A 22,312-nucleotide genomic window follows, 5' to 3' on the forward strand; every position below is an offset into this window, starting at 1 on the left:
GGTTTGTTTAGCGGTTCGTGTTTTGTGCAAAAAAATCCGGCTGAGCTTGTTTTGCAGCTTCATGTTTGCAAATGGGTGGTCGCCACCTATTTGTATCCGCTTTCGAGTTTGTTGAATGCGAATTTTTCCCCCCACAGGAAACTACTTAAAAATACAATGTAAAAGGCTTCGGAAAACTGTTCTTTATCAGCTATGAGGCCTATTTCGACGAATAGAGATGTGGGCCATTGGGATAGGGGAAATGATAGTTGGCCAGCCATCCACATCATGCGCAAAAACCTTCTTGTTTCCTCACGGGCAAGTCTTACTTTTGCGGCCCAAAAGCGTTAATCCGAATGAGTGGTGCATTAAAAGAGGTTCGTAACCGAATCAAAAGCGTACAAAGTACCCAGCAAATTACCAAGGCCATGAAAATGGTGAGTGCCGCCAAGCTGCGCCGTGCACAAGATGGTATCCAGCAAATGAGGCCCTATGCCAAAAAATTGCAGGAAATGCTGAGCAATATTGTGAGCAATACCGAGGTAGAAGCCGGCGGTGCCCTCACCGTGGAGCGTCCTGTAGAAAAAGTGCTCGTAATCCTCATTACCAGCGACCGCGGCCTTTGCGGTGGCTACAATGCCAACCTGGTAAAGCTGGCTAAAACCACCATACTGGAGCAGTACGCCGCCCAGCATGCCAAGAAAAACGTAACCGTTTGGAACATTGGTAAAAAAGGTTGGGAAAGCCTGAGCAAACAGGGTTTCAATACCGATGCTACCCACAAAGATATTTTCCTCCACCTCAGCTTCGAAGCCGTGCAGGCTTGTGCTCAGGCTGCCATCAACGGCTTCCTGGCCAAAGAGTTTGATGTGGTAGAAGTGGTATACAGCGAATTCAAGAATGCCGCCTCACAGCGTTTTCAGGTAGAACGTTTCCTGCCCATTCCTAAAATGGAAAAGAAAGCGGGTGCTGCTAAGGCCGACTTCATTTTTGAGCCCAACAAGGAGCAACTCATTGCGGAGTTGATGCCCAAAATTTTGAACACCCAACTGTACAAGGCCGTGCTGGATGCCCACGCCAGTGAGCATGGTGCCCGCATGACTGCCATGGACAAAGCAACCGAAAACGCCGGCGAACTGCTGAAGAGCCTCAAAATTAGCTACAACCGTGCCCGCCAGGCTGCCATCACCACCGAACTGACCGAGATTGTGAGTGGTGCCGCCGCCCTGCAGGGATAAGCTTTGCCGACAGTTCGAAAAAACAACGCATAAAATTGAACATGAAGAATTGCTTTTCGGTAATTCTTCATTTTTTTGGTACCCCATTCAGCCCCGCTGATTTTATACTTTAAAGCATTCAGGCATGGAAATATCTGTGATTATACCGCATGTGGAAGCCCTCATTTTCGCCAGCGAAAAACCGGTAACCACCCTCGACCTGCTCGAACTGGTAAACAATGCCATTGCCTTTATGGAAGAGCGGGCTACCCTCGACCAGGTGGAGAGTGCCATTGAAGCCGTTCGTGAAAAATACAGCAGCGAGTTTTATCCCTTTGAAGTGCGGGAAAGCGGCGGCGGCTGGCAGTTTCTCACCAAGGGTACCTATCACAAAACCGTGGCCGTGCTCAATGGCGATAAGTTTTTGAAACGCCTGAGCTCTGCCGCTTTAGAAACCCTCGCCATCATTGCTTACAAACAGCCCATTACCAAAGGTGAAATTGAAAGCATCCGCGGGGTAAACAGCGATTATGCCGTGCAAAAACTACTGGAAAAAGAACTGGTTATCATCACCGGTCGTAAAGAAGATGCCCCCGGCCATCCGCTCATTTATGCCACCAGCAAAACCTTCATGGATTACTTCGGCATCAATAGCCCCGATGAGCTGCCCAAGCTCAGCGATATTGTACCCAACGATATGGTGATGCCCACCGCCGTTGGCGAAGCCCACATGGTAGACAGCGATGTGGAAGCCGAGCAGCAGCCTGATAGCATTGCTCCACTTGAAAACACCGGCGATGAAAACAGCGCTGAGGTAAACATGCTGGCGGTAAATGCCGATGGCGAAATGGAGGAAATTATGCTGAATGCAGAAGCCACCATAGATGCGGCCGAAGCCATAGAAGAAGTGCAGGAAGAAACCACTGAAATAGAAACGGCTGAAGAAGATGCGGAAGATGATGACACAGCTGCTGATGCACCTGATGAAGATGCCGCAGCACCTGCCAACGACGAACCAACACAAGCTTAATTTATTGACCTATACCTGCAAACCCGCCCCACGACGGCGGGTTTGTAACAACAAGCAATCTGATACAGCATCATGAGCCTGGAGCAACACCTGAGCAACGAACAGCTCACCGCAATAGCCGCCGAATACGGCACGCCCGTTTACGTGTACAACGCCGATAAAATTACTACGCAGTACCAGCAGCTAACCACGGCTTTTGCCGGACAGCAAGTGCGTTTTTTTTATGCTTGCAAAGCCCTTACCAATCCGCATATTTTGCGCCATGTGCACAGCATGGGTGCCGGTATTGATTGCAGCTCTATCAACGAAGTAAAACTGGCCTTGTATGCCGGTGCACAGCCCGGCAATATTTTGTACACCAGTAATGGCATTGCTTTTGAAGAGATAGCAGAAGCCGTGAGCCTGGGGGTACATGTAAACATTGACAGCCTCAGCAATCTGGAAAAATTTGGTGCCCGCTTTGGCAACAGCTATCCGGTGGGTTTACGGCTTCGCCCCAACATTATGGCAGGAGGGAACCTCAAAATTTCTACCGGGCATGATAAGAGCAAATTTGGTATACCGGTAGATCAGGTGCAGCAGGTGCTGGCGCTGGTGCAGCAATACAACATCCGTGTGAATTGCCTGCACATACACACCGGCAGCGAAATAAAAGACGTAGACGTATTTGTGCAGGGTATAGAAGTACTGTTTGATATTGTGCCCCTGTTTCAGCATTTGCAATACATCGACCTGGGCGGCGGCTTTAAAGTAGCCTATCGTAAAGGCGAGCAGGTGACAGACATCAATGAGCTGGCAGCAAAAGTTGGAGCTGCCTTTGCCAACCATCCCAACCCCAACGGGCAGCCGCTGGAAGTATGGTTTGAGCCGGGTAAATACATGGTGAGTGAGTGTGGTTATTTCCTCGCCAGTGTAAACGTGATAAAAGCAACGGCAGCTGCCACTTTTGTGGGCATCAATACCGGTTTCAATCACCTGATACGCCCTATGTTTTACGATAGTTATCACTACATCAAAAACATCAGCAACCCTGATGGGGAGCCGAGGCAGTACGCAGTTGTTGGTAACATTTGCGAAACCGACACTTTTGCCTGGGACCGCAAACTCAACGAAGTGCGGGAAGGTGATTTGCTGCTGTTTTATAACGCAGGCGCCTACGGGTTTGAAATGAGCAGCAACTTCAACAGTCGCTACAAACCCGCCGAAGTAATGGTGAAGGATGGGCAAGTGACTCTCATTCGCCGCCGCGACACATTTGATGATTTGCTGCGCAATGTAGCGCCCCTGTAACAGGTGACTTTCATATTAATTTGATTGTTGAGAATGAAGGCCTGTAAAAGGCTATGTTACTGCTATACATGCAAGCGTTGGTAGCCGCCATCAGCTGCCGTAGTTTGGCAGTGTACTATTGTAATACATTATGGTGTACTATTGGTTAGCCAAAGGGTTTACATTCTTCGTATCAAAAACGCTTACCAGATGCCTTTTTTCTTCAATAAAAAAGTACTCGATTTTATCAATCTTCACCAAGGCGAAGAGCAGCGGGAAAAAGTACTGGCCAATATAAAATCGAATACTTCATTTCGTGGTTCCAACATCTGGATACTTGCCTGTGCCATTGTCATTGCTTCAATTGGTCTCAATGTCAATTCTGGTGCTGTTATTATTGGCGCCATGCTCATTTCTCCCCTCATGGGGCCTATTGTAGGTATGGGTTTTGCACTGGCCATTTACGATTTTGCCCTGTTGAAAAAATCGGCTAAAAACCTGCTCATAGCCACCGTGGTAAGCTTACTGGTGGCAGGAATATACTTTATGGTAAGCCCGTTTAAAGACGCCCAATCGGAACTGCTGGCACGAACCTCGCCCACCATTTACGATGTGCTGATTGCTTTTTTTGGCGGGCTGGTTGGCGTCATTGCACTCACCAGGGTAGAAAAAGGAAATCCTATACCAGGTGTAGCTATTGCAACTGCTTTAATGCCACCGCTGTGTACAGCAGGCTATGGCTGGGCCATTGGCAATTACGTTTATTTTTTCGGGGCCATGTATTTGTACACGATCAATTGTGTATTCATCTGCATTTCTACTTTTATTATTGTAAAGTACCTGCGGTATGAGCCAGTGTCGCATTACAAACCCGCATTCGAAAAACGCATTAAGCTCGGTATTTCCACCCTTATTTTTCTCATCATCATTCCCAGTGTGTATTTGGCTTATAACCTTTACCGAGAAAAAAGCTTTAACCAAAAAGCTGACCGCTTTATTACTGCTGAGTTCAGCAACAATAACTACACTCTCATCTATAAAAAAATAAAATACAACGCTAATCCCAAATCCATAGAACTGGCATTTCTTACCAAAAAAGTAACGCCAGAAGAACTTGCCAAGCTCAAGCAAAAATTGAAAGATTATGGGTTGCCCAACACCGACCTTATCATACGGCAAGAACTCAAAGACATAAAAGGCGAAATACTTGCTGAGTTGAAAAAAGAAGACAAGGAGTTGGCGGATAAGGACATACTCATCAATAATCTTCAAAAAGAACTGAAAAATTTCCAGCCTTTTGATTCGGAAACGGGTAAAGAGGTGGCTATTCTTTTTCCGGAATTGAAGCAGGTAACTATGGGTAGCCATTTGCTCTATCCTGAAACGGATAGTGCCCGGATACTATTGGTGTTTGTAGGTACAATTGAAGATAAAAAAAGCATATTCGATCAGCAAAAACTACAACAGTGGCTTAGTGAGAAATACGATACAAAACTGGTAAAAGTGGTTATAGAAGGACCCTGATGTCTTTGTTCAAATAGCTTGCTGTACTTGAATTCCTGTTTTGCGGTTGCAAAGGTTCGAATCATTTTAGCCCCCTTGGTTCGTGCCCTCACGAAACCATATTTTGCTGCTGCATACAACCAGCCGGTATAATTTCCTGTACCCTTTTAGCCAACCATTTTCCCGCTTCATCCGTACTATTAACACAGTTACGCTGTATTGCCTCACAGGCAAGCTGTTATTTATTTAAGTTTGAATCAAATCCTTTCCGGTCATGATGAAATTTACTCCCTCCTTTCTTGCACGAATGTTGATGCTGCTTTTGCTGCTCAACAGTACGTTGGCCGCAGTAGCACAAACCATTACCGGCACACCCGTTACGGCAGGTATGCCCGTTACCCTCACCGTAGCCGAGCTCGAAAAAAGAGCCAACAATATTGTACGGCAAAATGTGGTTAAAATTCGGGAAGAACTCAACACCAAGAAAACCCGCCGGCCACAGCAATCACCCAATGCATTGCAAACAGCCAGCTACCCTAAGGGTACCGCCAGCCCGGTTATCACCCAGCAAAATACACAGGCCATCCACAGCAATTTTGCCGCCCTGCATACCTACGAGACACCACAGGTAGTAGTTACGCCGCCCGATTGCATGGGCGATGTAGGCCCCACACAAATTTGTATAGCCAGCAACAACCGCCTCAAATGGTACAGCAAACCCACGGTGTGCGATGCGCCACTTACCACCAGTACTACTTCGGGTGCAAGCTCCCTTTCTGGTGCGTCATTCTCCGTTTACATTGAAGATTTTTTTGCGAGTGTGAGCAATGGTTCCGAAGTAACAGATCCACATGTACAGTACGACCGCCTGAGCCAACGCTGGTATATTGTGGCCATTAATACCAGCAATGCCAGCAACCGTATTATGATTGCAGTGAGCAATGGTCCCACTATTACTAATCTATCTTCGTTTTCTTTTTATCAGTTTGCACACGACCTTGGCGCTGCACCCGGCAGCCCCGATCAGGGTCAGTTTTGCGATTACCCTACATTGGGGGTCGATAGAAATGCGTTATACATCGGCGGTCTCATTTTTGATGCTATTTCCGGCGATTACAGGAGCAGCAGTGTATATGTAGTGCGCAAGTCTTCGTTGATTGCTGGCGGCCCGCTTGTGTTTACGGCTTTTCGTGGGCTGGGCACTGCTACCACTGGCATCTTTTGCCCGCAGGGCGTACAAAACGATGATCCCAATGCAACACAAGGTTACTTTTTGGGTGTAAGTGCTGAGTTTTTTGGGGTGCTCGATTTCATTGTGGTCAATAACCCCGGGGGTACACCAAGCATTACCAGTGGTTCTATTAATGTTCCAAACACATCTTTTCCTTTTGATGTGCCGGCGCTAAACAGTACCAAAGATTTGGATGGCGGCGATGACCGCTTGCTGAATGCGGTACTGGTACGCAACAAAAACACTGGCACTGCAGCCATTTGGGCTACGCACAATATTGGGGTGGTAAGTACGGGTACTGCCAATAGTAGCCTGGCCGATAGAGTGGCTACCCGCTGGTATGCAGTGAATGTTAGCGGCAGCAATTTGTCGTTGCAGCAATCAGGTACTTTGTTCGACAATACTTTTGACTCACCCAGAAATTATTGGATGGGCAGTATTTCGGCCTCCGGACAGGGGCACGCAGTAGTTGGTGCCACTCAAGCCGGCGAAACTACAACTGCCAATGCTGTGATTGCTGGCCGGTATGCAAGTACTGCAGCAGGCTCATTGTTTGCTCCGGTACAAACTACCAGCTACAATCAATCGTACAATTTGCAAACAGATGGAACCCAGCGCTGGGGCGATTATTCTCAAACGGTAACAGACCCCAGCGATGATATGACCATGTGGACGTTTCAGCAGTTTGTATCGGCGCCAGACCAGTGGGCGGTGCGGGCTACGCAAATAAAAGCACCACCACCAGCCGCCGTCAGCAATATGACAGCCGTTACCTGCACCGGCGATCGCACCATCAACATTACCCTCAATGGCACAGCAGGCGCCAACTTTGCCGGCTACTATGACCCCGGTGCCGATGCCAATGGCCCCGGCTATGCCCGTCGCCTGGCAGTGAGCAGCACTGGCGGTGTTGTTATCAGCAATCTGAACTACGTGAGCCCAACACAGCTCAGCTTTACGCTCAATTATGCCAGCGCCACATTGGGTTCGCAGCAAACACTTACCATTACCAACCCCGATTGCCAATCGGTAACTTTTAATTACACTTTGCCCACCGGCTGTAATCCGCTACCGGTAAGCTGGGTAAGTGTAGATGCGGTGTGGGTAAATGCAAAGGCTGTAGTAAAATGGAAAGTAACCAACGAAGTAAACCTGAAAGAATATGTGGTAGAACGCAGCAGTGACGGCCGTCAGTACACCGCTATTGGTACGGTAGCTGCTTCCGTAGCATTGGGCGGCCAATACCAGTTTCCCGACGAGCAACCGGGTGCGGAAAATTATTACCGCATTCGCCAGGTAGATCTTGATGGCGCCATGTCTTACTCGGGCAGTGTGTTGCTGCGCAAAGCCGCTGCTATCAGTAAGTTGGGTGTATATCCCAACCCTGCCCGTGAAGCCGTGAGGTTTACACTGCCTGCAGCATCGGGTACGGTACGCCTGCTGGATGTAAAAGGCACGGTGCTGTACAGCAGCAAGGTGGCGGGCAATCTGCTCGACCTGCCGGTAGCCAACTATCCACGTGGTGTGTATGTAGTGGAGTTTGTATCTGCCGCAGGCAAGGCCGAACAAGAAAAGTTGATATTGAAATAACAGCCACTACCCAATAATGAATTGCATAACTCCCTGCCCGTTTGGCGGGGAGTTTTTTTTGTGATTACTCCGCCCTTGTTGGTCGCCGGACCAACAAGGCATTACAAATCCTGAACAACTGTTTGAAAATGAAAGTTTGAAAGGCTACGGCCTTTGCATAACCACGGCTTTTAAGCCTTGGGAGAAATGCTATTGCTGCTGCCTGGCTTTATCTACTGATAATTGAGAGCCACGCAATGTTCCCTGCTGTAGACGGTGCTGGGAAGAAAAACAGTTGCCGGACACAGTCCGGTGGGATTATTAAGACACCAGTGGCCCGCTATGCGGAACACTGGCGCCAGTGGGGGGTACATACTCCATCAGTTCTTAACTATTTTTGAATCCCGATGCAGACTCTGAATAACAGCTAGCTGAAATCGTTTACACAAAATATTTTACAGTCTCATAGAAGAACAAAGCTCCAAGTTTGCACGTCACCCCGCCTGACGCAAAACCCGTGTTATATGCCGTTATTCTCATCTGTCCGTTTTTTGTAATTCTCAATTCTTGTCAGTAGGTCAGTTAATGTCTTTGCTACTGTCGAGATGTCAACATCAGTGTCGAACTTCTCAAATATAAGTCTTTCACCCCTTTCATAACTGTCAAACGGTTTAGGCAGGAAATCTTTGTCTTTGCACATAGTATTGAAAATAAAATCGGTCGATTGGCTATTACGTCCAAAAAGTTGAATCTCCCATCCATTTATTTCAATATAAGTGTCAACAGCCACTTTATATTTCGAGTTAACCGTATAGTCGTGAACAAGACAATACCCTTCATATATCCATTGCCTGTAAACTGATGGTGCAAATTCATTTTGAGGAAGTGTGTCTTTCAATTGATATATTTTTTGATAAAGAGAGTTTCTGTATTCGTTAAAACTGTCCGTTAACTCCTGAATTGATTCTGAGTTATTTTTAAAGAATGTCCAGAGAGCTTTATTTTCCATTGTCTTTGGTGTTAGATTTTCTATTGATTTAATAAAGTCGGTCAAGTGGTTAATGTAGCTTATGTTTGAGTTCGTCAGGTTTCTACCAATATTTTGTTTAATGTTTTCAAAAAGTTGCTCGTAAGTTACATTTATAAAATTATTGGTTGTAGTCTTTTCAATGTCTTCTTTTGATGTCAATTTGTTCAAGGATAATACGATGCAGATTGGTTTTCTTGAGTTATAGCAATACAATAAAACAGTGTTGTTATAATCGGTCAAGTCATTGTGTAAGTGATGAAATATTTTGTTCTCAATGCCTATCGAATAATTTTCTGTCAGTATAAGTAAGTCAAGTCTATTTTCGGCAATAGTCTTATGTTCTCTATAAATTTCAATTGCTTCAAAGTCATTATCAAATTTGAAATCTCTGTCTATTAGATGCATTAACGAATTAAGCACTAAGTCTTTTAGTCCGTGTTCATTGTTTGGGTCAAGGTAAAACTGCAATATATTACTACAAACATTTTCGTAATGTGGATAGCCACAGATTTCCATAAACGTTTTAGTCCGCTTATGTCGAGGAATTGATTTGAAGTCGAGAAGTATTTTAGTAAAGTCTTTTTGCACTATGTCGTCTTTTTATAATGGCGCCTAACACATAAATATATGATACGGTTTTCAAAAAAGGCCTAACGAAATATCATTGATAATCAACACCATTTTGTTATACAATTTGTATTGTTATTAGTACAATCCACCCGGTTATACATGTTGTATTGTCATGCATTTTCCCAACCCTTCCCTTACATTTACCCCATGGACCCACGTTATCCCATCGGTCAGTATGCGCCACAGGCTTTTTCGGAGGCACAGCTTCGTGAGTGGCTCATTGATATTGCCCAGCTGCCCCACCTGCTGGAGGCGGCCATCGAAAACCTCGATGCAGCGCAGTTGCATACCCCTTACCGCGATGGCGGCTGGACGGTGCATCAGGTGGTGCACCATGTATGCGATAGCCACATCAATGCGCTGTGCCGCATGAAGCTCACCCTCAGCGAAAACAACCCCACCGTAAAAGCCTACGAAGAAAACGACTGGGTACACATGGCAGATGCACAGCTACCCATCAACAATGCGCTGACCTTGCTGCATGCTTTGCACCAACGTATGTACGTGCTGCTTAAAGCGGTTACGCCGGAGCAGTGGCAAAGAACCTATGTGCATTCGGCCACGCAGCAGCAACATACCCTCTGGCATTTGCTGGGCATGTATGCGTGGCATGGCCGCCATCATGTGGCGCATATTACCAGCCTTCGCCAAAGGCAAGGTTGGTAACTGCATACAGCTGCATTCGTTAGTTAATGACCACCTCTGTAAAGTACTGCCTGAAGATTGTTGCCACCTCGTTCAGCTGGGTTTGGGTGGGCGGAGGCACATCGTTGAGTTGGTAAGGCATATTCAGCACTTCCCACTTATGAACCCCCAACCGGTGGTAGGGTTGTATCTCCAGCTTTTTTATGCTTTTGTAATGGGCAAAATGCCTGCCCAGCTGGTGCAGGTATTCGGGTTGGTCGCTCCAGCCCGGCACCAGTACATAGCGTAGCCACATTTCTTTACCGGTTTGTTCGCGGTAGGCAGCTACCTGCAGCACACTTTCGTTGCTTACACCGGTCAGTTGTTTGTGCCAGTCGTCGTTGATGTGTTTTACATCCAGCAACAGATAATCCGTTTCAGCCAGCAGGTCTTTTACTTCATCGTTCAGTAAGCGGCCATTGCTGTCGAGGGCAGTGTTGATGCCCGCTGCATGCAATTGTTGAAACAGTTCGAGTAATACAACCCGTTGTAAAGTGGGCTCGCCACCAGAAATGGTAACGCCACCCCGCTTACCAAAAAACGGTTGCTGACTAATGGCCAGTTGTACTATTTCATCAATGTGCATTTCTCTGCCGCCATGTGGGTCCCAGGTGTCGGGGTTGGCGCAGTACAGGCACCTGAACTGGCAGCCCTGTGCAAAAATGACGAGGCGAATGCCCGGCCCATCGTGTGTACCAAAACTTTCTATGCTATGTATGCGTAAATGATGTGCAGCAACCATTGGCTGGGGATGATTTTTCCGTTTAGTGAAGTACAAACATAACTAATTGCAGGTGTTGGTGTAAGTAACCAGCACCTGCATTAGAGTTATGCTATGGCAAGCAATTACATGTTTTCGTGGAAGGTGCGGGTAATTACTTCCAGCTGATGATTTTTAGAAAGGCGGGAAAAATTGACCGCATAACCAGACACACGAATGGTGAGCTGCGGATATTTTTCGGGGTGCTCGTAAGCGTCCATGAGCATATCGCGGTCCAGTACATTTACATTCAGGTGAAAGCCTTTTTTAGCAAAGTATCCGTCGAGTAAATCGGTAAGGTTTTCTACCTGAGCGGCTTTGTTGTGGCCCAGGCTTTTTGGTACCAAACTCATGGTGTTGCTAATGCCATCCATGGCGCTGTTGTAATCAAATTTCGCTACAGAGTTCAGCGATGCAATAGCACCATTTACATCGCGGCCATGCATGGGGTTGGCACCGGGTGCAAAAGGCTCTCCGGCCAGGCGGCCATCGGGTGTGGCACCGGTCATTTTACCATACATCACATTGCTGGTGATGGTGAGCAGGCTCATGGTATGCGTAGCGTTTTTGTAGGTTTTGTGGCTGCGCAATGCGGCAAAAAAGTAGTCGGTTATTTCGCAGGCAATTTGGTCTACGCGGTCATCGTCATTGCCAAACATGGGGTATTCGCCGGTTACTTCAAAACCCTCGGTTAAGCCAGCCTCATTGCGGATGGCTTTTACTTTGGCATGCTTAATAGCACTCAGCGAATCGGCAATGATGGAAATGCCTGCGGCACCGTAGGCAATGTCTATGCCTGGGTCGGTATCTATGAGTGCCAGCTGTGCTTTTTCGTAATAGTATTTATCGTGCATGTAGTGGATGATGTTCATGGCTTTGGTATACACCCTTGCCACTTCATCCATGCTTTTTTTGAAATTTGCCATCACGGCATCATAGTCGAGATACTCGCCTTCGAGTGGGGCTATTCCTTTCAGCAGTGTGGTGCCTTCTTTTTCTTCGCGGCCTTCATTCAGTGCCAGCAGCAGTGTTTTTACCAGGTTGGTACGGGCTCCAAAAAACTGAATGCGTTTGCCAATTTCCTGATGCGATACACAGCAGGCAATACCATAGTCATCGGTACCGCGGCACTCCCGCATCATATCATCGTTTTCGTATTGTATGCTGCTGGTATCAATACTTACCTGAGCACAAAAGGCTTTGAAACCTTCGGGCAGTTGATTGCTCCACAGCACGGTAAGGTTGGGCTCTGGCGAAGCGCCAAGGTTGTACAGCGTTTGCAAAAAGCGGAAAGCAGTTTTGGTTACTTTGGTTCTGCCGTCTGCGAGTTGTCCGCCTATGGCTTCTGTTACCCAGGTAGGATCGCCGCCAAAAATATCATCGTAAGCACCGGGGCGCAGGTGGCGTATCATGCGCAGCTTCATCACAAAATGATCTACCAGTTCTTGTGCTTCGGCTTCAGTTATCAGGCCAGCCTGTAAGTCTCTTTCAATATAGATGTCTAAAAATGCAGAAGCATTGCCCAGCGACATGGCGGCACCATCTTGCTCTTTTACCGCAGCGAGGTAAGCCATATACACCCACTGCACAGCTTCCTGTGCGTTTTGTGCGGGGCGGCTCAAATCAAGACCATACATGGCGCCCATGGCTTTGATGTCTTCCAGGGCTTTTATCTGCATGGATACTTCTTCTCTCAGCCGGATAGTGTGCTCAGTCAATTCACCATCAATAGCCAGTTTGTCGGCTTTTTTGGCAGCTATCAAAGCATTGGCGCCATAGAGTGCCAGGCGGCGGTAGTCGCCAATAATGCGGCCACGGGCATAGTTATCGGGCAGGCCGGTAAGTACGCCTTTGCTGCGAAAGGCCAGAATTTCGGGGTCGTATGCCTGAAACACAGCTGAGTTGTGGTCTTTTACATATTCAAATACTTCCCGAACGTGCTGTGCTACCTGTTGGCCTTTTTCTTTTACCGCACCATCTACTACTCTAAAGCCACCAAAGGGCTTCATGGCACGACGCAATAACTGGTTGGTTTGCAGGCCTACTATTTTTTCCAAATCCCGATTGATGTATCCGGGAGCATGGCTGGTAATAGTGCTGATGGTATCGGTATCAATACTCAGGCAGCCACCATTATCTCTTTCTGCTTTGAGTGCATCGAGGCAAAGCTGCCACAGTTGTTGCGTGGCTTTTGTAGGGCCTTCCAAAAAGCTGGCATCACCGGTGTAGGGTGTCAGGTTTTGCTGAATAAAATCTCTAACGTCGATGTGTTGCTGCCAACGGCCGGTGGCAAACGGAGCGGGGGTGGAAATAATTGCGTCCATATATTTTAATCTTTCAATATTTGCCTGCAGAAAATTGTATGAAATAATACAACGCACCACAGACTGGTGATAAAATAATGGCAGGCAATTGCTGTGGAATAAATGCAGCTGATACAAGCGGAGCTTGTGTTTCAGCAAAGGCGAATCGTTGGTGGCCTTGCATTTGATGTATCAAAAATACCTATGCAAAAAAGCGAAAAAGGTGATTCAAATCAGTTAATCAGAAATTATTATAACTGTTTGGAATTAATTGAGTTGAACCGGTTTTTCAGTATTCTTTTTTGCGGTGTGGGTGTGTTTGTTGTTGGTGTGTATTTCAGGAAAAATGTCGGCTGTTTTACTTTGTTTTTTTCCATACAAAAAATAATAGGGTAGTGCTACCAGCAACATGCCGCCAGCTATATTGCCCAGCGTAGCAGGTACCAGGTTGTGCCACAAAAAATCGGCGAGGCTAATGGGGGCGCCCAGCATCATGGCGGTAGGAATAAAAAACATATTAGCAATGCTGTGCTCCCAACCCAGTGCTACAAATGCCATTACAGGCATCCATATTAATATGACTTTGCCACTGATTCTATCGGATGCATAGGCCATCCATACCGCCAGGCAAACCATCATGTTAGCACCAATGCCTTTTGCAAATACCGTCCAAAATGAACTGTGCGTTTTGTGCAGGGCAAGGTTAATAGCCGATGTTCGCCAGGGCTCTGGGGTGAGTGTGCCGGTTTGCACTGCCAATAGCCATGCCACCAGCAACGCCCCGGCAAAATTGGCGAAGTAGCCAACTACGGCAATTCTGCCTGCTGTGCCAAGCGATAGTTTTTGTTGCCACAATGCGTAAGGCAATACGGCGCAGTCGCTGGTAAACAAACTGCCTCCGGCAATGATCACTAATACCAATCCGATAGGAAACAATGCGCCGGCAATAAATTTGGTAATGCCTGGTGCAGTGGCTGCAACCGTAGGCATGCCGCCACTTACAAACAAGGCCAGCAAACCACCAAGGGCGATAAAAGCACCGCCCAACAAAGCATACACAAAAAACTGGCTTGTAGAAAACTGCGCTTTAATGAATCCGCTTTTGTAAAATACGCTGGCAATTTTATCCGGAGATAGTGTGCCATTGCCGGTGGATGTTTCGTTCATGAGTACAAAAATACCTGCTGTGTGTCGGCTAAAATATGAGAGGAGTCATGCCAACGTTTGCGTAATGTTTGGCACAGGTGAGTGCCATTTTATTCAGCCTTATTTATTGTACTACTGCCTTTATCTTCGGGCGGTGGTTACAAAAAAATACAGTGAATTATGAGTGATTTGAAGCCTTGGCAGCACATCAGCAGCCGTTACCTGCACGAAGAAAAATGGTTTAAGTTTCGTGCCGATAAAGTGCAGAAAGGCAATGGTGATACCATGGAGCCATACTATGTGCTGGAGTACAGCAACTGGGTAAATGTATTGCCCGTAACCACCGATGGTAAAGTGATTTTAGTGAAGCAATACCGCTATGCACTCGGCACATTCAGCATAGAACTGCCGGGCGGTATTATGGATGCACATGAAACCAATCCGCTGGAAGCAGCCCGCCGCGAATTGCTGGAAGAAACAGGGTACAGTTGCAATGAAATAATTCAAACAGGTATTGTGGCTACCAATCCGGCTACGCAAAACAACCGCTTGTTTTGCTACCTCGCCACCGGTTGCACAGCCACCCACAACATCTCCCTCGACGACAACGAAGAACTGGAAGTGCTGTTGGTAACAACAGACGAATTGCTGCATATGCTGCGCAACAATGAGATCATTCAATCGCTGCATGTGAGCAGCATTTTTTACGGACTGCAGGCGATGGGAAAAATTTAGATTTAAAGATGAATGAGGAACAGGAGAACAAGAAATAAGGAAGTGGTGAGGGGTGACACTCAAAGCCGGAGTAGCATCTGACAACCACGTACATTGCTCCTTACATCCTTTAGGCCCTGGTGATTCAATAAAGGTTTGCGTACGCCTCTCTGTATTCTCCTTTACCCCTGTGGTAAACATACTTTTACAGTTTCGTAAAAAAATGATTACAAGGCTCACTTAGGAAAGCATGACGAAAGTAATAGATGGCCGCTGTGCTTGCTCCTGAACTTTACACCTGTTGTTTTCTTCTTGACGTTTTGTAACACTTAGTACAAAACCTCATTACCATCATTGTTGGTTTTTCAATGATGTGTAAGATTAGATGCTGCTCCGCCAGAGCCAACACCAACACCTACTTTCATGAGTAATTTGTTGGGCAATACTGCTGGCACGTATTCATTGCTCGATGGTGCTATGTCATTGTTTGATATTACGTATGTAAAAGACATTACAGACGGCAACGACATTGCAAAACTTGAAAATGCAAATGAACAGTTAGCTATCAGCAGACGTGGATCATTGCTGGCATGGGAGGCACGACCTGAAGTAGATTATTGGGACACCGTATTCCTGAACATCCAAAATTTGCAACAAAGAAATTATGCACTGGAATTGTTTGGAGATGATTTGGGTTCATTAGCAATGAGTGCAAGGCTTCTCGATGATTTCCTGAACACCGAAACAACATTGGATTTATCCGGTGGCGTAAATACATACCCGTTCAGCGTTACGGCAGATCCTGCCAGTTATGCACCCGATAGGTTTATGGTGGTGTTCAGAGGTCCGTTGGTATTGCCGGTAAATGTGTTATCCGCCAAAGCGTATCGTCAGCAAGCAGTCAATATCGTTTCATGGAAAACAACTGATGAAACCAACCTGAAACAATTTGAAGTAGAACGAAGCAGTAACGGTCAGCAGTTTGAAAAAATGGCCACAGTATTTGGGAAAGGCGGAAGAATCACTAACGAGTATGTATGTACAGATGCCACGCCTTTTGCAGGCAACAATTACTACCGAATTAAAATTGTGTTGCAAAACGGAAACGTACAATACAGTCAGGTAATGTTAGTTATGCCTGCTTCGCAAACAGCAATGGTACAAGTATATCCGCTGCCGGTGCAAAATGGCCGCTTCAATTTGCAGTTAGCAGGCTTGGCCGAAGGAAAGTATCAGATGCGGTTAATCAATGCACTTGGCCAACCGGTTGCTGGTTCAGTGTTGCTGCACAAAGGCTCATCAGCTGTTTATCAGATAGACCTAAACAACACCGTATTGCCGGCAGGCATGTATCAGTTGCAAGTAGCGGTTACAAACCAACAGATGTATACCAAACCAATACTGGTGCAATAACCGCTTCCATAAAAATATGACTATCCTTGGTTTGAAAGAGAAAAGCCCCGCTAAGCGGGGCTTTCTTAATTTACCATTACCTTATCCTATGAAAATTCGAAGCTAATATGACGAAAGGAAACGAATTAAACAAAAAAAATATGTGTTTGAGAAGGCGGAAGACCTACAGCAAAAGGCGTAAAGCTGCCTGCAATAAGAAATGAGGAACAAAAAATAAGAAAGGCTGGAAGTATTATTTTGCGCCCCTTAGCCCCTTCGTGTCTTGGTGGGTCAAAAAAACTTTGTGTTCCACTGTGCCAACCTCCATCTCCTCTGTGGTCAAATTCTTTACGCCTAAGTGTCTTCGTGGTAAAAAACTCATTTCCATTTCCCGCTAAACTGCCGCTGATAGCTCACAAAATCCATTTGCTCATTGGCACGGCTACCGTAGTATTTCAGCACCAACTCCAAATCTTTTGGCTTAATGGCACCGGGAATGACCTGCCATTCACCTTTAGCAGGAATAATGACGGTGGACGGATACACCATATTTCCCCTCAATAATTTTACCGCCAGTTGATGCACTTTATACTTGGGCTGATAGCGAAACACTTCGCCCTCCCACAGCACACTGTCTTTGCGTTCGGCATTGAGTTTAACAGGCACGTAATTGGTATGTATGTATTGCACCACTGAGTCGTGCTGCCAGGTAGTTGCATCCATGAGTTTGCAATAGGTGCACCAATCGGTGTACACATCCACAATCACTGGTTTGCCATCGGCAGGCAGCTGCTTTGCCATTGCAGATACGGGCTGCCATTGCACCTTTTTTTTCCCGGCAGGTGCAAATGACGGCAACAGGATTGCTCCATAAAAAAAAGCCAACAAAAACCAGATTGAAACCTTTCGCATGCAATGCTGTTATTTTGAACAAAGCTAAGTGAAGCACATGCAAAAAATTGTTGTAGCTATAACCGGAGCCAGTGGTTCCATTTACGCCAAATTGTTGTTGGATAAACTGGTACTGCTCCGCAGTCAGATTGAGGAGCTTGCGGTGGTAATGTCGCCCAATGGAGCTGATGTAGCCCGCCACGAACTGGGCAGCGATGTGCTGGAGCAATATCCGGTGCAATATTTCGACCGCAACGATTTTATGGCCCCATTTGCCAGTGGCAGCGGCCGCTACAAAACCATGTTGGTAGTGCCATGCAGCATGGGTACGCTGGGCCGCATTGCGCAAGGCATGAGCAACGATTTAGTAACCCGTGCCGCCGATGTGGTGTTGAAAGAACGCCGCAAACTCATTCTCGCCGTTCGGGAAACACCTTACAACCTCATCCACATTAAAAACATGGAAACCGTAACGTTGGCTGGCGGCATCATTTGCCCCTGTACGCCTTCGTTTTATAGCCGCCCCCAAACCGTAGAAGAGGTTGCTGCAACTGTAACCGACCGCCTGATTGATTTAATCGGACTGGAACAAGAGACATATCGTTGGGGTAGCAAAGGTTGATGGTTGGTAGGCTTAATGGTAGAAAGCAATCAACGAATGATGCCCCTTACTAAAAACGGCGGAGAAAGCATCACACTTCCTCCGCCGTTTTTATTGCAGCAAGCTGCAAGCGTTATTGTTCTATCACTTCTACGCCGGGGTACTTGGCTTTGTCGAAAGCAAACAGGTTGTCGGCGAGGGCTGCATTTGTTTTCAGGTTGCTGATGCTGTAGTTGTAAATGTTGCCGCTGTTTTCATAAATCTTGCTGCTCACAATCATGTTCTGCGCTTCATCTATATACACATACACTTTAAAGAATGATTTCCGCTTATCCGTGGGGGTCATTTCTATTTCCTGCACTTTCTTGCCATTTACATTTGCAGATCCGTTGAGCTTGTACAAAAAGTCTTTATCGTAAAAATTGGTAAAGAGTTTTTGCGGAGTGATGGCACCGCTGCTATTATCAACCGCACTTACGCTTACCTCATTGGCAGCTGGTTCGTACTTCCATACTTTTTTGCCGTCGCACAAAATCTGCATGCTTTGCTCGGTGATTTTATACTTGGTGCCTTTTACAAAAATCTGCCCCGATTTTTTGCCTGCTGGCTTGCCGGCACGGGTGGTCACAGTCAGGCTGTAACTGCCCTGAACCGTGGTTAATCCTTTAAACTTTTTACTCACTTTATCGAGGAGTGCCTTGGCGGCAGGGTCATTCTGACTGATAGCGGGCAGGGCTAAGAGTAGGGCAATCGCAAATAAAATATGCTTCATGTTATGGTTTTAAAACTGGGCAAATGTAATCCTCAGACGCCGTTTCCTGTGCAAGGTTGCACACACAGCATTTTTTTACAGGTATTTAAACATTTCCAATTTTCATCATGGGCTAGTTTGCCGGCAATGTTTTACCATAGAAATGGCTTCTAATGGTTAGTTTTCAACCTCTAAAAATAGCGCTGATGAAGAAATGGATTTGGCTGGTCTGCCTCGGGCTAAGCCTCAATGTAATGGCACAAACACTGCCCGCCATCGAAGACAAGGTAAAAAACATGGCTGCCAAACCAGGCTTTCTGCCCATGTACATCGATGAAGAAGCAGGTAAAATTTACCTCGAAATCAGTCGGTGGAATCAGGAAATGCTGTACAATACCTCTTTGCCCGCAGGCCTGGGCAGCAATGATGTGGGCCTCGACCGCGGCAAAATGGGAGAGGAGCGAATTGTGCGGTTTGTGCGCCAAGGCAAAAAGATAATGATGATTCAGCCCAACTATGCCTACCGTGCTGTGAGCAACGATGCTGCTGAAAAACGGGCCGTGGAGCAATCCTTTGCACAAAGCATGCTGTGGGCATTTACCGCCGAAGCAGCCACAGGCCAGCGGGTGCTGGTAGATGCCACTGATTTCATGTTGCGGGATGCAGTAAAAGTAGCCAACACCCTGCGGCGTAGCAATCAGGGTAGCTATCAGTTGGATAAAAACCGGTCGCTGTTGTACCTGCCCAATACCCGCAATTTTCCGTTGAATACCGAAATTGAAACCACCATCACATTTGCCAATACCGATGGCCAAACGGGAGCTTTTGTGCGTTCGGTTACGCCCAGCGATGAAGCCATAACGCTACGAATGCACCACAGCTTTGTGCAACTGCCCGATGCTAATTATAAGCCCCGTGTGTTTGATGCCCGCAGCAGCTTTATTCCTATGTCGTTTTATGATTATGCCACGCCGGTGAATGAGCCCATCGAAAAGATTTATGCCGTGCGGCATCGCCTGGAAAAGAAAGACAAAAAAGCGGCGAAAAGTGAGGCTGTAAAACCAATTGTGTACTACCTCGACAATGGAACACCAGAACCCATTCGCAGTGCATTGCTCGAAGGTGCCAGTTGGTGGAATCAGGCTTTTGAAGCAGCTGGTTTTATCAATGCCTTTCAGGTGAAAATATTACCTGATACTGCAGATCCCATGGATATTCGCTACAACATGATTAACTGGGTGCACCGCAGTACACGTGGCTGGAGTTATGGCGCTTCGGTAGTAGACCCCCGCACAGGAGAAATTATTAAAGGCAATGTAACGCTCGGCTCTTTACGGGTTCGGCAAGACTACCTCATTTTTAGCGCATTATTATCTCCTTATGCAAAAGGGTTACCTGCAAACGATCCTATGCTGAAAGCCGCACTGGACAGGCTTCGGCAGCTCTCTGCTCATGAAGTGGGGCATACCATTGGCCTCATGCACAACTATGCCAGCAGTGTAGGCAACCGTGCTTCTGTCATGGATTATCCGCACCCTGTGGTAACGCTGAATGCGAAGGGTGAAATAGACATGAGTCAGGTATACGACAAAGGCATTGGTGCTTGGGATAAAGTAGCCATTAACTGGGGATACAGAGAAATGGCTCCCGGCGAAAATGAACAAACCGTACTCAACACAATTCTCACAACTGCTGCAAAAAATGGTTTGCAATTCATCAGCGACCGTGATGCCCGAGCTCCTGGTGGATTACATAAAGATGCTCACCTGTGGGACAATGGCCGTAGTGTGGTAGAAGAGTTGAAAAACGTGCTGGCGGTTCGCCAAAAAGCCCTTGAGAATTTTGGAGAAAACAATGTGCGGCCCGGTACACCCATGGCCTTTTTAGAAGATGCGTTGGTGCCCTTGTATTTCTACCATCGCTATCAGGTAGAAGCGGTAGCCAAACTGGTGGGTGGTGCGCATTACAACTATGCTTTACGTGGCGATGGCCAAAGCATTTATACGCCACTTTCTAAAGCAGAACAAATGGCTGCTCTTGAAGGGATCATGAAAACTTTGCAGCCCGAAGTGCTCAATATTCCTGAACGCATTGCCAATTTAATTCCACCTCGTCCTGCAGGATACGATTTCAACAGAGAGCTGTTTAAAAAACGTACGGGCCTCGCTTTCGACAGATTAACACCTGCAGAAACAGCCGCCGATTTGCCGCTGTCATTCCTCTTTCACCCCGAAAGGCTGAACCGCTTGATACAGCAGCAAACAACCGTGGGCCTTGGCCTGGAAGAAGTATTGCAATACATGATTGACCAAACCTGGAAAGCACCTCGTAAGTCTGGTTTTGAAAAGCAAATACAACATCAAACGGAGCAGGTATTGCTGACGTATTTGTTAGGTGCCAGCATAAATGACGACAATGGTTTTGAAGTAAAAGCACAACTGCAACAAGCGTTAGAAAACCTGAAAGTATGGCTTACTGAACAAGTAAAAGCAAACACAGGTGCAGACAAGGCACATTATCAATTAGGTATCGACAGAATGAAAGCTCCCGAAAAAGCAAAACCAACCTTGCATAAAGAAGCGCCGCCGGGTGCGCCTATTGGTTGTGATTTGGAGTGGTAGAAATACCAGTTGCAAAAGAAGAAGGTATTTTCTTGCAAAGCCATCAATGAATGATGATGGCTTTGCTTTTTTGTGTCAGCATTTACCATTCAGCGCTGCTGCCATTTTGCGGATGCGTTCCTCCAGATTCTCGGAAGACAGGTTGTTGCGGTTGAGTCCGTCGGCAATAATGGGGAAGGAGAGTGGTGTAAATTTTTCGGGCCAGCGAATGATGATGTCGTGCTGCTGAATGCGCTGCAAGGCTTGCCGCAACCGCACTTCTTCCATTTGTTGCTCGTACACTTCCTGATAGGCCTGTCGCAGCAGCAGGTTGTCGGGGTCAAAATCTTTGAACACTTTAAATATCAGCGATGCTGATGCCTGCAGGTGCCGGGCTTTTTTTTGTTCACCGGGCATGCCCTGGAAAATGAGGCCACCAATCACGGCAATGTCTCTGAATTTGCGCATGGCCATTTCTACATGGTTGGCGCTTTGCTGCATGGCCAAAAACAAATCGTCGGTGCTGAATAACGCATGCACATTGCTGTCGTCTACTGGTATGGGTTTGTCGCTCAGCAGTTCAAAGCCATAATCATTCATGGCAATGGAAAAAGTGATGGGCATGCTGCGGCTGATGCGGTAGGCCAGAATGGCACTCATGGCTTCGTGTACGGCCCGGCCTTCAAAGGGATACACCAGCAGGTGAAAGCCTTCTTTGCTTTCGTGGTGCTCTATCAGCAGCTCGTTGTTGCGGGGGATGTGGGAGAGTTGGGCTTGCAGCTCGAAGAGGGGGATGAGGGCCTGGAGTTCGGGGGAATGTGCTGTCTTTGCCCCCCTCTCCACCGGAGAGGTGCTGGGGGTGAGGTAAATTGTTTCATAGGTTTCTCCCTCCCCATTAGATACGCTGGGGGTGAGCAAGTCGTTTTCTGTCTTTGCCCCCCTCTCCACCGGAGAGGGGCTGGGGGTGAGCAAGTCGTTTTCTGTCTTTGCCCCCCTCTCCACCGGAGAGGGG

16 protein-coding genes and 1 pseudogene are annotated in these 22,312 nt (G+C 46.9%); 10 read left to right on the forward strand and 7 right to left on the reverse strand.

Annotation, left to right across the window (positions count from 1 at the left end; all coding sequences use genetic code 11):
- The first annotated feature begins 335 nt into the window (after nt 1-335).
- From atpG to V7Q13_RS00710, 5 genes are all read left to right on the forward strand, one after another.
- Nucleotides 336-1,217, forward strand: coding sequence for an ATP synthase F1 subunit gamma (gene atpG, locus V7Q13_RS00690; RefSeq protein WP_333798754.1), 882 nt, complete (start codon nt 336-338; stop codon nt 1,215-1,217).
- Between the two features lie 124 nt (nt 1,218-1,341).
- On the forward strand, nt 1,342-2,226 hold the full coding sequence (gene scpB, locus V7Q13_RS00695) for an SMC-Scp complex subunit ScpB (protein WP_333798755.1): 885 nt from the start codon (nt 1,342-1,344) through the stop codon (nt 2,224-2,226).
- Nucleotides 2,227-2,298: 72 nt separating this feature from the next.
- A complete protein-coding gene (gene lysA / locus V7Q13_RS00700; RefSeq protein ID WP_333798756.1) occupies nt 2,299-3,516 on the forward strand; it encodes a diaminopimelate decarboxylase in 1,218 nt (405 codons plus the stop codon).
- Between the two features lie 189 nt (nt 3,517-3,705).
- Nucleotides 3,706-5,019, forward strand: a complete 1,314-nt coding sequence (locus V7Q13_RS00705) for a DUF389 domain-containing protein (RefSeq protein WP_333798757.1) — start codon at nt 3,706-3,708, stop codon at nt 5,017-5,019.
- A gap of 253 nt (nt 5,020-5,272) precedes the next feature.
- The gene (locus V7Q13_RS00710; protein ID WP_333798758.1) at nt 5,273-7,819 is read left to right on the forward strand and encodes a T9SS type A sorting domain-containing protein; all 2,547 of its coding nucleotides are present in this window, start codon (nt 5,273-5,275) and stop codon (nt 7,817-7,819) included.
- Between the two features lie 499 nt (nt 7,820-8,318).
- Here the strand turns inward: V7Q13_RS00710 and V7Q13_RS00715 are convergent, their stop codons facing one another.
- Nucleotides 8,319-9,344 carry a PD-(D/E)XK nuclease family protein gene (locus V7Q13_RS00715; RefSeq protein ID WP_333798759.1) on the reverse strand — a complete coding sequence of 342 codons (1,026 nt, stop codon included), beginning with the start codon at nt 9,342-9,344 and terminating at the stop codon, nt 8,319-8,321.
- A 261-nt stretch (nt 9,345-9,605) separates the two neighbouring features.
- On the opposite strand from V7Q13_RS00715, the gene V7Q13_RS00720 reads away from it, so the two are divergent.
- Nucleotides 9,606-10,124 carry a YfiT family bacillithiol transferase gene (locus V7Q13_RS00720; RefSeq protein WP_333798760.1) on the forward strand — a complete coding sequence of 173 codons (519 nt, stop codon included), beginning with the start codon at nt 9,606-9,608 and terminating at the stop codon, nt 10,122-10,124.
- A gap of 19 nt (nt 10,125-10,143) precedes the next feature.
- On the opposite strand, the gene pflA is transcribed toward V7Q13_RS00720, so the two are convergent.
- From pflA to V7Q13_RS00735, 3 genes are all read right to left on the reverse strand, one after another.
- Entirely contained in the window at nt 10,144-10,884 is a 741-nt protein-coding gene (pflA, locus tag V7Q13_RS00725) for a pyruvate formate-lyase-activating protein (RefSeq protein WP_333798761.1), read from the reverse strand.
- Between the two features lie 104 nt (nt 10,885-10,988).
- Nucleotides 10,989-13,226, reverse strand: a complete 2,238-nt coding sequence (gene pflB, locus V7Q13_RS00730) for a formate C-acetyltransferase (protein ID WP_333798762.1) — start codon at nt 13,224-13,226, stop codon at nt 10,989-10,991.
- A gap of 246 nt (nt 13,227-13,472) precedes the next feature.
- The gene (locus tag V7Q13_RS00735) at nt 13,473-14,372 is read right to left on the reverse strand and encodes a formate/nitrite transporter family protein (protein ID WP_333798763.1); all 900 of its coding nucleotides are present in this window, start codon (nt 14,370-14,372) and stop codon (nt 13,473-13,475) included.
- Between the two features lie 159 nt (nt 14,373-14,531).
- On the opposite strand from V7Q13_RS00735, the gene V7Q13_RS00740 reads away from it, so the two are divergent.
- Together V7Q13_RS00740 and V7Q13_RS00745 are read left to right on the forward strand one after the other, a co-directional pair.
- A complete protein-coding gene (locus tag V7Q13_RS00740) occupies nt 14,532-15,086 on the forward strand; it encodes an NUDIX hydrolase (protein ID WP_333798764.1) in 555 nt (184 codons plus the stop codon).
- A gap of 402 nt (nt 15,087-15,488) precedes the next feature.
- Entirely contained in the window at nt 15,489-16,478 is a 990-nt protein-coding gene (locus V7Q13_RS00745; RefSeq protein WP_333798765.1) for a T9SS type A sorting domain-containing protein, read from the forward strand.
- Nucleotides 16,479-16,835: 357 nt separating this feature from the next.
- Here V7Q13_RS00745 and V7Q13_RS00750 read toward each other — a convergent pair whose 3' ends face one another.
- The gene (locus tag V7Q13_RS00750) at nt 16,836-17,369 is read right to left on the reverse strand and encodes a thioredoxin family protein (protein WP_333798766.1); all 534 of its coding nucleotides are present in this window, start codon (nt 17,367-17,369) and stop codon (nt 16,836-16,838) included.
- Between the two features lie 37 nt (nt 17,370-17,406).
- Between V7Q13_RS00750 and V7Q13_RS00755 the strand changes: the two genes are divergently transcribed.
- Nucleotides 17,407-17,970, forward strand: a complete 564-nt coding sequence (locus V7Q13_RS00755; RefSeq protein ID WP_333798767.1) for a UbiX family flavin prenyltransferase — start codon at nt 17,407-17,409, stop codon at nt 17,968-17,970.
- Between the two features lie 112 nt (nt 17,971-18,082).
- Here V7Q13_RS00755 and V7Q13_RS00760 read toward each other — a convergent pair whose 3' ends face one another.
- The gene (locus V7Q13_RS00760) at nt 18,083-18,721 is read right to left on the reverse strand and encodes a LolA family protein (protein WP_333798768.1); all 639 of its coding nucleotides are present in this window, start codon (nt 18,719-18,721) and stop codon (nt 18,083-18,085) included.
- A 185-nt stretch (nt 18,722-18,906) separates the two neighbouring features.
- Here V7Q13_RS00760 and V7Q13_RS00765 point away from each other — a divergent pair, with 185 nt between their 5' ends.
- Nucleotides 18,907-21,321 carry a zinc-dependent metalloprotease gene (locus V7Q13_RS00765; RefSeq protein ID WP_333798769.1) on the forward strand — a complete coding sequence of 805 codons (2,415 nt, stop codon included), beginning with the start codon at nt 18,907-18,909 and terminating at the stop codon, nt 21,319-21,321.
- Between the two features lie 75 nt (nt 21,322-21,396).
- Here the strand turns inward: V7Q13_RS00765 and V7Q13_RS00770 are convergent.
- Nucleotides 21,397-22,312 (reverse strand): annotated as a pseudogene (locus tag V7Q13_RS00770) (hypothetical protein); the annotation flags it as partial.

The organism is Phnomibacter sp. (assembly GCF_036803085.1).
In the GTDB taxonomy this organism is placed as follows: Bacteria; Bacteroidota; Bacteroidia; order Chitinophagales; family Chitinophagaceae; genus Phnomibacter.

What these genes read in the sequence shown, in the direction of transcription:
- V7Q13_RS00735 (WP_333798763.1), bottom strand. Translation starts at nt 14,372, where the DNA reads ATGAACGAAACATCCACCGGCAATGGCACACTATCTCCGGATAAAATT.
- V7Q13_RS00710 (WP_333798758.1), top strand. Translation starts at nt 5,273, where the DNA reads ATGATGAAATTTACTCCCTCCTTTCTTGCACGAATGTTGATGCTGCTT.
- lysA (WP_333798756.1), top strand. Translation starts at nt 2,299, where the DNA reads ATGAGCCTGGAGCAACACCTGAGCAACGAACAGCTCACCGCAATAGCC.
- pflA (WP_333798761.1), bottom strand. Translation starts at nt 10,884, where the DNA reads ATGGTTGCTGCACATCATTTACGCATACATAGCATAGAAAGTTTTGGT.
- V7Q13_RS00745 (WP_333798765.1), top strand. Translation starts at nt 15,489, where the DNA reads ATGAGTAATTTGTTGGGCAATACTGCTGGCACGTATTCATTGCTCGAT.
- V7Q13_RS00765 (WP_333798769.1), top strand. Translation starts at nt 18,907, where the DNA reads ATGAAGAAATGGATTTGGCTGGTCTGCCTCGGGCTAAGCCTCAATGTA.
- V7Q13_RS00760 (WP_333798768.1), bottom strand. Translation starts at nt 18,721, where the DNA reads ATGAAGCATATTTTATTTGCGATTGCCCTACTCTTAGCCCTGCCCGCT.
- V7Q13_RS00720 (WP_333798760.1), top strand. Translation starts at nt 9,606, where the DNA reads ATGGACCCACGTTATCCCATCGGTCAGTATGCGCCACAGGCTTTTTCG.
- V7Q13_RS00750 (WP_333798766.1), bottom strand. Translation starts at nt 17,369, where the DNA reads ATGCGAAAGGTTTCAATCTGGTTTTTGTTGGCTTTTTTTTATGGAGCA.
- scpB (WP_333798755.1), top strand. Translation starts at nt 1,342, where the DNA reads ATGGAAATATCTGTGATTATACCGCATGTGGAAGCCCTCATTTTCGCC.
- pflB (WP_333798762.1), bottom strand. Translation starts at nt 13,226, where the DNA reads ATGGACGCAATTATTTCCACCCCCGCTCCGTTTGCCACCGGCCGTTGG.
- V7Q13_RS00705 (WP_333798757.1), top strand. Translation starts at nt 3,706, where the DNA reads ATGCCTTTTTTCTTCAATAAAAAAGTACTCGATTTTATCAATCTTCAC.
- V7Q13_RS00755 (WP_333798767.1), top strand. Translation starts at nt 17,407, where the DNA reads ATGCAAAAAATTGTTGTAGCTATAACCGGAGCCAGTGGTTCCATTTAC.
- V7Q13_RS00740 (WP_333798764.1), top strand. Translation starts at nt 14,532, where the DNA reads ATGAGTGATTTGAAGCCTTGGCAGCACATCAGCAGCCGTTACCTGCAC.
- V7Q13_RS00715 (WP_333798759.1), bottom strand. Translation starts at nt 9,344, where the DNA reads ATGGAAATCTGTGGCTATCCACATTACGAAAATGTTTGTAGTAATATA.
- atpG (WP_333798754.1), top strand. Translation starts at nt 336, where the DNA reads ATGAGTGGTGCATTAAAAGAGGTTCGTAACCGAATCAAAAGCGTACAA.